General features: G+C 67.4%; 7 protein-coding genes and 1 pseudogene. 5 read left to right on the top strand and 3 right to left on the bottom strand.

Annotated features, from left to right (window positions below):
* Position 1: 1 nt before the first annotated feature.
* From yidC to Aut01nite_RS19890, 5 genes are all read left to right on the top strand, one after another.
* Positions 2-1,024 carry a membrane protein insertase YidC gene (yidC, locus tag Aut01nite_RS19870; protein WP_043525831.1) on the top strand — a complete coding sequence of 341 codons (1,023 nt, stop codon included), beginning with the start codon at positions 2-4 and terminating at the stop codon, positions 1,022-1,024.
* Between the two features lie 135 nt (positions 1,025-1,159).
* Positions 1,160-1,771, top strand: coding sequence for a Jag family protein (locus tag Aut01nite_RS19875; protein ID WP_204037595.1), 612 nt, complete (start codon positions 1,160-1,162; stop codon positions 1,769-1,771).
* Positions 1,772-1,914: 143 nt separating this feature from the next.
* Positions 1,915-2,619, top strand: a complete 705-nt coding sequence (gene rsmG / locus Aut01nite_RS19880) for a 16S rRNA (guanine(527)-N(7))-methyltransferase RsmG (RefSeq protein WP_043529683.1) — start codon at positions 1,915-1,917, stop codon at positions 2,617-2,619.
* Between the two features lie 195 nt (positions 2,620-2,814).
* Complete coding sequence (locus tag Aut01nite_RS44345) at positions 2,815-4,137, top strand: ParA family protein (protein ID WP_275409707.1); 1,323 nt, start codon at positions 2,815-2,817, stop codon at positions 4,135-4,137.
* Positions 4,134-5,201 (top strand): ParB/RepB/Spo0J family partition protein, encoded by a 1,068-nt coding sequence (locus Aut01nite_RS19890; RefSeq protein ID WP_043529678.1) that lies wholly within the window; start codon positions 4,134-4,136, stop codon positions 5,199-5,201. The genes Aut01nite_RS44345 and Aut01nite_RS19890 overlap by 4 nt, the downstream gene beginning before the upstream one ends.
* A gap of 549 nt (positions 5,202-5,750) precedes the next feature.
* Here Aut01nite_RS19890 and Aut01nite_RS19895 read toward each other — a convergent pair.
* The 3 genes and pseudogenes from Aut01nite_RS19895 to Aut01nite_RS44860 form a co-directional block, all read right to left on the bottom strand.
* A complete protein-coding gene (locus Aut01nite_RS19895; RefSeq protein WP_083999644.1) occupies positions 5,751-6,068 on the bottom strand; it encodes an AMP-binding enzyme in 318 nt (105 codons plus the stop codon).
* Positions 6,065-7,342 carry an AMP-binding protein gene (locus Aut01nite_RS19900; protein ID WP_161790713.1) on the bottom strand — a complete coding sequence of 426 codons (1,278 nt, stop codon included), beginning with the start codon at positions 7,340-7,342 and terminating at the stop codon, positions 6,065-6,067. Before Aut01nite_RS19900 ends, Aut01nite_RS19895 begins: the two co-directional genes overlap by 4 nt.
* Positions 7,343-7,570: 228 nt before the next feature.
* A pseudogene (locus Aut01nite_RS44860) lies at positions 7,571-8,193 on the bottom strand (SDR family NAD(P)-dependent oxidoreductase); the annotation flags it as partial.
* Between the last annotated feature and the right edge of the window lie 2,368 nt (positions 8,194-10,561).

A 10,561-nucleotide genomic window follows, 5' to 3' on the forward strand; every position in this document is an offset into this window, starting at 1 on the left:
ATTGAGTCTCGACCCGATCTACTACGCCATTTCGTGGATCCTTCTGCGCTGGCATTCACTGTGGGACGCGATCGGCATACCTGACGGCCGTGTCCTCGGCACCAACTGGGCCTGGATCCTCTCGATCTTCTTCCTGGTCGTGACGCTGCGGGTCATTCTCTTCCCGGTCTTCGTCAAGCAGATCAAGAGCCAGCGTGCGATGCAGGCGCTGCAGCCCAAGGTGAAGGCGCTGCAGGAGAAGCACAAGGGTGACCGGGAGACGCTCCAGAAAGAGATGATGGAGCTGTACCGGACGGAGAAGGCCAACCCGCTCATGGGCTGCCTTCCGATGTTCCTGCAGATCCCGGTCTTCTTCGGCCTCTTCCACGTGCTCCAGCACCTCAAGCCCGCCCTGCCCGACGACATGAAGCAGCTGTACGGCTGGCCGCTCGAGCAGTTCAACAGTGCCGCCCAGGCGCACCTGTTCAACGTGCCGATCAGCGCCAAGTTCGGTTCGACCGCCGCCGAGCTGTCGGTCCTCGGCGCCAACGGCACCACGGTCAAGATCCTGGCCGCCGTCCTGGTCCTCGTCATGATGGCCACGACGTTCCTCACCCAGCGCCAGATGATCCTCAAGACCGGCTGGGCCGAGGACCCGCAGCAGCTCATGATCCAGCGGCTGATGCTCTACGGCATCCCGTTCACCCTGCTGTTCTCCGGCGCGCTCTTCCCCATCGGTGTGGTCATCTACTGGGTCACGAACAACCTCTTCACCCTGGCTCAGCAGCAGTGGGTGCTCCGTAAGTTCCCGCCGCCGCAGATGGCCAACAAGGGCGGCGCCGCGGCCCGCCCGGCGGCCGGCGCCAAGACCGCCGGCGCGAAGAGCCCGGTTCAGCCGGCCCGCACCGGTGGCCTCTTCCGCCGCAAGCCCGTCGAGGAGCCGGCCATCCCGGTCGTCGACACCAAGGCGCTCGCGCCCAAGCCCGGCGCCAAACCGGTGAATCCGAAGAAGGGCGCCCGACCGGCGAACAAACCCAAGGGATGATCGCGGCCCGGGCCCATTTCAGGTCCGGGCGCACCCCTTGGCTTCACAGACCTCCCCGTGCCGACGGCTACGCATCCGGTACGGGAAACATCGGACCGACTTCGGTCCGGCCCGAGTGACAACGGAGATGAGACCGTGACCGACACCAGCACTCCCCCTTCCGCCGACTCATCGGCTCCCGCTGACTCGGCGGCTTCCGCTGATGCCACGGCTTCCGCTGACGCGTCGGCTGCCGCCGCGTCGGCCGGCGCTGAGGAGGGCAAGAAGTCGGAGAGCGTCGCCTCGGACGGCGACCTGTTCCGGCAGAGCGAGATCGCCGCGGACTACGTCGAGGGTCTGCTGGACATCCTCGACTACGACGGCGACATCGACGAGCTGGTCTCCGCCGGCCGGCCGATGGTCGAGGTCGTCGGCGGGCGTCTCCAGCCTCTCGTCGGCCAGCGTGGCGCCACCCTCGAGGCTCTGCAGGAACTGACCCGTCTGGCGATCTTCCGGGCCACCGGTTCACCGAGCCGGCTGCTGCTCGACATCGGCGGCTACCGGGCCACCCGCCGCAAGGAGCTCGCCGCGGTCGCCCGTAACGCGGTCGAGAAGGTCAAGGAGCACGGCGACCCGGTCCGCCTGGAGCCGATGTCGGCTTTCGAGCGCAAGTGCGTGCACGACGTGGTCAACGCGATCCCCGGCGTGCAGAGCGAGTCCGAAGGTGTCGAGCCGAACCGGCGCATCATGGTGCGGGTGGCGGACTGATCGTGAGCACTTCCCGCCACGGCGCGGGTGACACCGGCCCGGGCTTCGTATCGCCCGGGCCGTCGTCTTTCCCAGCGCCCTCGTCCCCCGCCGCTGCTTCCCCCGCGGCCCTTGTCGCCGCCCCACCGGCTTCGGCTGCCGAGGTGTTCGGTGAGCGTCTCGGCCTGGCCGGCCGGTATGCCGAGCTGCTCGCCACCGAAGGCGTGATACGTGGGCTGATCGGGCCGCGGGAGACGCCCCGGCTATGGGACCGCCATCTCGTCAACTGTGGTGTCATGGCGCCGCTGATCCAGCCCGGCGCCTCGGTGATCGACATCGGCTCCGGTGCCGGACTGCCGGGGCTCGTTCTCGCGGTGGCCCGGCCGGACCTCGTCATCACGCTGGTCGAGCCGCTCGCCCGGCGGACCTCCTTCCTCGAGGAAGCGGTCGACGCACTGGGGCTGGACAACGTCACAGTGCTGCGGGGCCGGGCCGAAGAGGTCGACCTGCCCGGCGCGGACGTGGTGACGGCCCGGGCGGTCGCCGCGCTGGACAAGCTCGCCGGTTGGTGCCTGCCGTTGGCGGCGGTCGGTGGGCGGTTGCTGGCGATGAAGGGCTCGTCGGCGGCCGACGAGATCGCCGAGCATCGAGCGGCGATCGAGAGCCTCGGTGGCGCCGAGGCGGTCATCCGAATGTGTGGGAGCGGCCTGATCGAGCCGCCCACCACGGTGGTGGAGATCGTCAAGGAGCGGCATGTCGTTCCCGGGCGCCAGCGGGCGGGCGGGGCAAGCCGTACCTCCGCGCCCAGCCGAGGCGGATCCCGCGGTTCCGACGGCGCCGACCGGAGGAAGAAGACTCGGCGGCGTTAGACCGTTTGAACGGCCTGACGCCGCGGTCAGGCCGTTTTCGGATCTTCACCGGGGTCGGATCCGGGATCGGTACGTGCGAGGGCGTAGTGAGCCGCTCAGCGGTTCTGTGGTCGGCTGGTGATGGTGCTCCGGTCGTACCCCGCAAGGGTTTGATCGGGAATTTGACGTGCACGGACGAGGGGATCGTCGCCGTCTGTGCCCGGCGTCATGGTGATTGCCGCGTTGTTGGAAGACGATGAAGCGACGCTGTGCTCGCCGGATCGGACATACGACCATGGCGACACATGCCCGACACCCGTAGGCTGGCCGGATGTCGATAGTGTGGACCGGATCTCCTTTGCCGGAGCGCACGTTCTGCCAGCCAACCCCTTCCTAACCAACAGGGATGAAGCGGTGCATGAGTACGGTGTTTCACGTGAAACCGAGTCGCCTCTCGACAGGCCGTCGGGAGTGAGCGTGGGCGGGCTGCACGCTGGCGAACAGAACGTTCCGCAGCCCCGTGCGGGTGGTTATGAACACCCGCCGGCGTACGGATATGGCACTCCACTGCCACAAATAGGTACACAGGCGACTGCTCCGGCCCCTGCCCCAGGTGTCCCGGCGCAGCCCGTCGAGCATGTTTCACGTGAAACGCCGGTCGCGGATGAGGACGATCCGCCCCTTGCCATGGAAGCGTTGCGAGCTGTGCAGATCCTCAACCCGAGCGGCGAGATCATCATGCCGCGCCCAGACCACCCGCGGGTGATTTGCGTCGCCAACCAGAAGGGCGGCGTCGGGAAGACGACCACGACGGTCAACCTGGCCGTGGCGCTCGCGCTTCACGGCAACCGTGTGCTGGTGGTTGACCTTGACCCGCAGGGCAATGCGTCTACCGGCCTGAACGTCCCCCACCACGCGGGCGTGCCCGACGTCTACGACTGCCTGATCGACAACGTGCCGCTGGCCGAGGTCGCGCAACAGGTCGAGGGCATCCCGAACCTGTACTGCGTGCCGGCCACGATCGACCTGGCCGGCGCCGAGATCGAGCTGGTCTCGGTGGTCGCGCGTGAGTCACGCCTCGCGCGGGCCATCGCCGGTCACCCGGAGAAGTTCGACTACGTCTTCATCGACTGCCCGCCGTCGCTGGGCCTGCTGACGGTCAACGCGCTCTGCGCGGCGCAGGAGGTCCTGATCCCCATCCAGTGCGAGTACTACGCGCTGGAAGGTCTCAATCAGCTGATCAACAACATCAACCTGGTGCGTCAGCACCTGAATCCGACCCTCGATGTCTCTACGATCTTGCTGACGATGTACGACCGGCGTACGCGTCTAGCGGATGCGGTGGAGCAGGATGTGCGGAATCACTTCGGTGCCAAGGTGCTGAACGCGGTGATCCCCCGGAATGTACGAGTTTCCGAGGCACCGAGTTATGGCCAGTCGGTGATGACCTACGATCCGGGTTCACGAGGAGCCACCAGCTATTTCGAGGCGGCTCTGGAGCTTGCGATGCGTGGCGTCAACACGGGAGGCACGGCATGAAGAACCGGCGGGGTGGCCTGGGGCGTGGCCTGGGCGCGCTGATCCCCACGGCGCCTGCCGGGGACACGGGGACCTCCGTCGACGTGCTCTCCGAGCCGGTTGTCGAGGCGCCCTCCTCGCCGGCGGACCTGGCCCCGGCGTCTTCACCCGCGCCTTCCGATGTTCCTCCGCCTGCCCCGGCTCCGTCTCCTGCCGCACCGGAACTCGACCTCGCTCCCGTGCCGGGGGCGCGGTTCGCTGAGCTGCCGGTGTCGGCCATCGAGCCGAACGCCAAGCAGCCGCGGCACGTCTTCGACGAAGAGGCGCTGGAAGAGCTCAAGACCTCCATCCAGGAGGTCGGCTTCCTTCAGCCGATCGTGGTCCGTGACCTCGGCGACGGCCGGTACGAGCTGGTCATGGGTGAACGGCGCTGGCGGGCCGCGCAGGCCGTCGGCAAGGAGAGCATTCCGGCGATCGTGCGGGACACGCCGGACGATGCGATGCTGCGGGACGCGCTGCTCGAGAACATCCACCGGGCCAACCTCAACCCCCTGGAAGAAGCCGCGGCCTACCAGCAGTTGCTGGAAGAGTTCGGCGCCACGCACGAGGAACTGGCGCGGCGGATCGGTCGCAGCCGACCGCAGATCTCCAACACCATCCGGCTGATGAACCTGCCCGCTGCGGTGCAGCGGCGAGTGGCGGCCGGGATTCTGTCGGCCGGGCATGCGCGGGCGCTGCTCGGGCTGGACAACAACGCGGCCCAGGAGGCGCTCGCCGAGCGGATCGTGAAGGAAGGGCTCTCGGTACGAGCCACCGAGGAGATCGTGCATCTGGCGGCCTCGGACGACACCGTGGTGAAGAAGACCGCTCCGGCTCGGCGGGCGAAGGTTCACGCGCCCGCGTTGAACGATCTGGCGGAGCGGTTGTCGGATCGGTTCGACACTCGGGTGAAGGTGGACATCGGCCGGAACAAGGGCAAGATCACCATTGAGTTCGCTACGGTTGATGACCTTGAGCGGATAGTGAGCATGATCGGGGTCGAGGAAGAGGGCGCCGCTCGCGAGGGCGATCAGCCCGAGGAGTGATCTCCGCTTCCCCAGTTGTCGAAGGCGCGTGAAAATTCACGCGCCTTCTTTGTTTCGGCCACCGCTCTCGGCTTTCGCGGCCCTGAAGCGGGTTCTGTCAGAACGATTCTCCTGGGATTTCGAGGCGAGGTGTTCCGGGGAGTTCAGCCGTTCCAGAAGGCCCGTCGAGACGTTCTAGGCTTCCCGCAGCCCTATCCCCGTAGGTCGTCCCCATGCCCGAGCTTCCATCGATCCGCTGGGTCAGCGCGACCGCGTCCGAGTAGTCTCGCGCCGAATGGAAACCGTCCCCGACGATGTCCTCGCGGGGTTGGTTTCGCCGCTGCGTGTCCGTCCGAGCGCCGACGTACATCTGCCGAGGCGAGCTGCGCCGGTCGTTCCGGCTGGCGCGCATCCTGGTCCACTCGCCTGGGTCATGACCGCTCCTCGCCTTGTTTCCCCGACGGCCTTCCTGTCGGCACGGGCCTGGTCGTCCGGATGGGCTCGCTCGGTTGCTCGCCCAGCAATCGCCACGGTGGTCCCGACACGTCATCCTGTGTCCGCCTTCCCGTGTCAGCCGTCACGGTGCTGCGATGTTTCACGTGAAACCTCGGGCTTCCGGAGCGGCTTGCCGGTGGCGGTGCGGTGGAGGGCGGGGACGATGCTGAGGTCGCGCGGACGCTCGGCGTCGGAAAGCCGCGGGCGCAGCCAGTCCCGCAACTGATCAGCCGTCAGGGCCCGGCCGGGATGGATCTCCACGGTGGCCCGGAGCCGCTGGCCGAACTCCGGGTCGGCGACCGATTCCAGCAGCACGTCGGAGACGTCGGGATGTTCCGTGATGACGGCGGCCACGGGCCCGGGATAGACGTTCTCGCCGCCCGAGACGATCATGTCGTCGAGTCGCCCGTCGACGAACAGCCGGCCGGCCGAATCGAGGTGGCCGAGGTCTCCGGTCGCGAGCCAGCGGCCGTCCGGGTGCCAGCCCTGTATCTGAACCTCGCCGGTCTCCCCGGGCAACAACGGTGTGCCCGCGGAATCGACGATCCGGATCCGCACCCCGCGAGGAGCCCGTCCGACCGTGCCGGGGCTGCCTTCAGATCAGCCGGTGTGGCCATCGCCGCCCAGCCTGCCTCCGTGGTGGCGTACATGTTGAACGTCCGATCCCCGAATCGCTCGCGTAGCCGTGCGGACAGGTCTGCCGTCAGAGGTGCGGCACCGCTGACGATGCCACGCAACGAGCCGAGGGCCGCCGGCCATCGTGAGGCAGGCAGCTCACAGATCCGGCGTAGTTGGATCGGTAGCGCGAACAACAGGCCGGCCCGGTTGTCGGCCACCGCGTGGAGAATCCGTTCCGGATCGCCGCCGGGTACCAGCACCACGGGCGCGCCCAGAATCAGGCCGGCGGACAGATAGGTCAGGCCGTACCCGTGATGCGGTGGGGTCGCCACCACGATCGGCTCCCCACGGCGCACCGGTGTGAGCCGCAGATGCGTAGTCACCGGTCCGACAAGCATGCCCACCGACAGCGGCCGAGACACAGCGCGCGGTATCCCGGTGGTGCCCGACGTCAGCACGAACGTCCGTCCCGGCTTCGGTCTTCCACCGCCAGTCGCCACCCTGCCGGTCCGCTCTCGCGCCGCCGTGTTGGGCGGCCGGCCGACTGCCCTGTCGGCAGCGTCCTGGACTGCTTCGTCGTCAACGGCGGTGAGGAGATGCGGCCAGGCTATCGAGGGCAGGCCGACCTCGGGACCGCCCGGTTCGTGAACGAGACTGGAGATCCGTTCCTGGCGTAGCAGTTCCACGAGACGTCCGTGTGGCAGATCGGGTGGCAGCAGAATCACGTCGGCGCCCAGCCGAGCCAGCCCGACCGCTGCCGCTACCAGACCGCGATGCCCGCCACAGGCCAGCCCCACCCGATCGCCGGGCCGCACCCCGAGCAACGTCACTGCTCTCCTCGCACCGATTCCGGCGACGAAGTCCAACTGCGGATAGGTCATCGGCCCGTCCGCATCCACGAGCGCGATGCCGGTGGGCGGACCACCCGCCAACGCCGTGGCGAGACTACGGCCGTGCCGACGGCTGGCCTTCAGAAGTCGCACCAGCCGGCTCGGCCGCAGCAGTCCGGTCGCCGCCAGAACACGTAGCGGCTCGACCGCGTCGATCATCCGGACGCCCATCGCCAACGCCCGTTCGACGGTGCGGGGCAGAGCCGCCGAAACGACCACACCGATGCGGGCCCACCACGGCCACCAGGATCGGCGATGCGCCAGCACCCGGCAGACGACGTCGGCGGCCTCCGCTGCGGACATCATCGGGACATGCTGATAGTGCGCGGTGGGTGCGCTCATCCGGGTGCGGACCAAACTGAGGTACGCCGTACTGACGGTCACCCGATCCCGCCGCAACTCCACGGCGGCCCCACGAAGCCACGTGTCGAACGCCGCCTTGGAGGAGTGATAGGCCGACCAGTTCGGCGAGTGCATCGCGAGCCCGGCAGTCGACACGTTGACGACCTGCCCGCCGCCGGCTGCACGCATGACCGGCAGAAGCGCCAGCAGCAGCGCACCGGACCCAGGTGATTCACACTGAGCGTGCGTTCGATGTCATGGAAGCGGTCGGCAGTGTCGGCCACCGGCCGCCGGATGGAACGCCCGGCATTGCAGACCACGACATCGATCCGGCGATACCGGCCGACCAGATCCACGGCCAAGGCCGCCGCCTCCTGAGACGAGGAAAGATCAGCTGGGTGTACGAACGCTTCCCCGCCCGCGGCGACAATCTCCGCCCGGACTTCCTCGAGCCGGCCCACGGTCCGGGCCACCAGCAGTACGGTGGCCCCGGCACCTGCCAGCCGGCGAGCCGTCGCGGCGCCGATACCTTCCGACGCTCCGGTGACGAGAACGATCCGCCCATTCACAGCCGCCCGAAGCCGCTGCTCGTTCGGTCGCCGACGGGCAATGCCCGCTGCGATCCGTACCCCATGCTTGATCCAGCCCATCGCGCCATTGTGTGACATGGCGTTCTCCGGATCCAGGTTGCTTCTCCTGGCCCTATCCGTCCTATCCGTCCTATCCGCCTTGTTCGCCTTGTTCGCCCTATAAGGATGCGGACTGTGCAATGACGGCGCTTGCCTCGCAGGGCTTGGAACGAAACACGTCTGAGGCGCGCGATCGGCGCCCGATCCGGCCCCGGCACCTGATGGTCTGGCCGTCTCCCGCACGGAAACCGGCCAACGTGCCCCCCGGTTCGAGGACTTCGTGATGCACGAGGTGGCGATCCAAAGACTCGAGCCTCAGCCGCAATATGAAGCGGAAGCAACGAGCATCCAGACTCATGAGACGCGCGACTGTGCGGGACGGGACGTTAAGCAGGCGCGTCGACTCCGGGAGCCGATCCAGCGAGTGGCACGCGGTGTCAGCCGAAGCGAGTCACCCACATGAACAGTCACGCCGGCCCGCAGCCCGCCGTCTGCCGCCCGTCCCGTCTGCCGCCCCCGTCTGCCGCCGTCGTCTGCTGCTCGCCATCCGTCGTCTGATGCCCGGCTGCCCGCAGCCCGCTGCCCGCCGTGCCTAGAGAAGTTTTCAGCGGCGTAGGTACGGGTTCCCGACCAGCCCTTGCAGTCCCTCTCGCTTGCAGCGTCTTCGAGCCCCGCCTCCGTTGCTTAGCTCAGGCCGCGATTCTGTGCCGCTAACGGTTCTTGGCACCGGCTGTCCCCAGCGCCTGCCGAGGCCTGTTCGTGTCGGCCGTGCCTTCGTGCCACCATCGGATCCTTTGTGTCGCCGTGCCTCCATGCCCGCTAGGCGTTTCTCGAGTCGCCCGCGCCAGGCTGAGTGCCCGCGTTCGTTCAGCTTGCCAAGATCCTTGCTGGTGACCTTTGAAGATCCGGAGCCGAATCCTGTTGCCCCGGAGCATGCTCAGGCGTGTCTTCCGGAAGGTTCTGTCTGACCACCGGGCGGTTGTCTCCGAGTTGGATCGATATAGGCGTGAAGGCCCCGACTGCGTTGCATTGCCGGGTCCGGGCCGTGTTTCACGTGAAACAGAGATCTAGCCGTTTCACGTGAAACGGCCCGTCGCGCGCCGCAAATCGGATAAGGACACGACGGTGACCCTCCGCGGCTCCGGGATCTTCGTCCCCTCTTACTGGCAGTCGCTCGGTGACTTGGGGCGCGAATGTGCGAATGCTCAACCGGTCGTCTTCTTCCCCCTCATTCGAGCGGCGGCCCTTGATCGGTACGTGTCCGTCGGCCAGCTAGAGCGCGTACCTCCAGTTGGCGGCCGTAACAGTGCATCTGACTGTGGGGCCCTACACGGCGGGAAGACATTCGTGCCTTGGGCTACCCGGCCAGAAGTCGATTCAATCCCTGAGCGGGTGGCCATCCGACGGGAGGTTGCTTCGTGCCATGGCCCCATGCGCCAGGAGGGATTTGTGCCGTGGAGCCAACCAGCGGTTGTCGGAACGAAGGTCGAGTCGTTCGTCGTGCCATGGGATAAGACCATGGCGAACCGCGAAGGTGTGAGGATTTCCAGCCTCCGTTGTCTTCTACGACGAAGCGAACGAGCCTTCTGCGAGCCGCAGCATTCGGTGTCCACTCGGTTTCACGTGAAACCGGTGTTTCCGGTTGAGGCCGGCAAGCAGCTCGTTGATGTTGCCCGCTCTCGAGGCTGCGTTGAAGAGGCGAGGACGTGCAGCCGTTGTGGCGGGCGAGATTTGCCAGTGACCAGAACGGCCGATCACAGCAAGTTCTAGGAAACGATGGTGGCAGCCGAGGGGTGAGACCAGCGCCGCTAGAACGCAGGCGCCTGCTGATTCCCGAATTCACGGCGCCCATGCCGACCAGGTCGTGCCGGCTCAGCGGTTCGCGCCGGTGGACCGCACCCCGGTCACGACCAGTGCTGACACAGATGATGACGATGGCGTTGCGGTTTACCTGTCGTCTCTCTCTACCTCCCATTTCGTACGGTCGTCGCCGCTCTCCGTCGGACTGCGGCCGTCCCGCCTGCTCCGCGCGAGGTGGGTGCGGTGGGTTGCGGCCGACACGCGGGCTGCGGGCTGATGCGGTGGTTCCGCTCACCCCCTCTACGGGCTCGCCGTTCGTCCACACCCGCTCCAACCGCTCGCGTGGCGATCTACGGCTCGAATTGGACCGCAGGTGTCCAGGCACGCTCCGGAAGCACATGCGTGGAGACTTGCGGCTCGGCTCAGACCACAGATCTCCACGCGAGTTGGTGTGGAGATCCGTGGTCGGTTGAAGCACCAGAAGAGGTGCTTACCCCCGGGAACGGCTGCTGAAGGCGGTCGCCGACAGCGGGCGGCAGGTCGGGCTGCTGATCGAGACCAACCACCCGTCGCGGTACGGGGCCGAGGTGGAACGCCGGCTCGTCGG

This window comes from Actinoplanes utahensis, assembly GCF_016862455.1.
Classification (GTDB): Bacteria; Actinomycetota; Actinomycetes; order Mycobacteriales; family Micromonosporaceae; genus Actinoplanes; species Actinoplanes utahensis.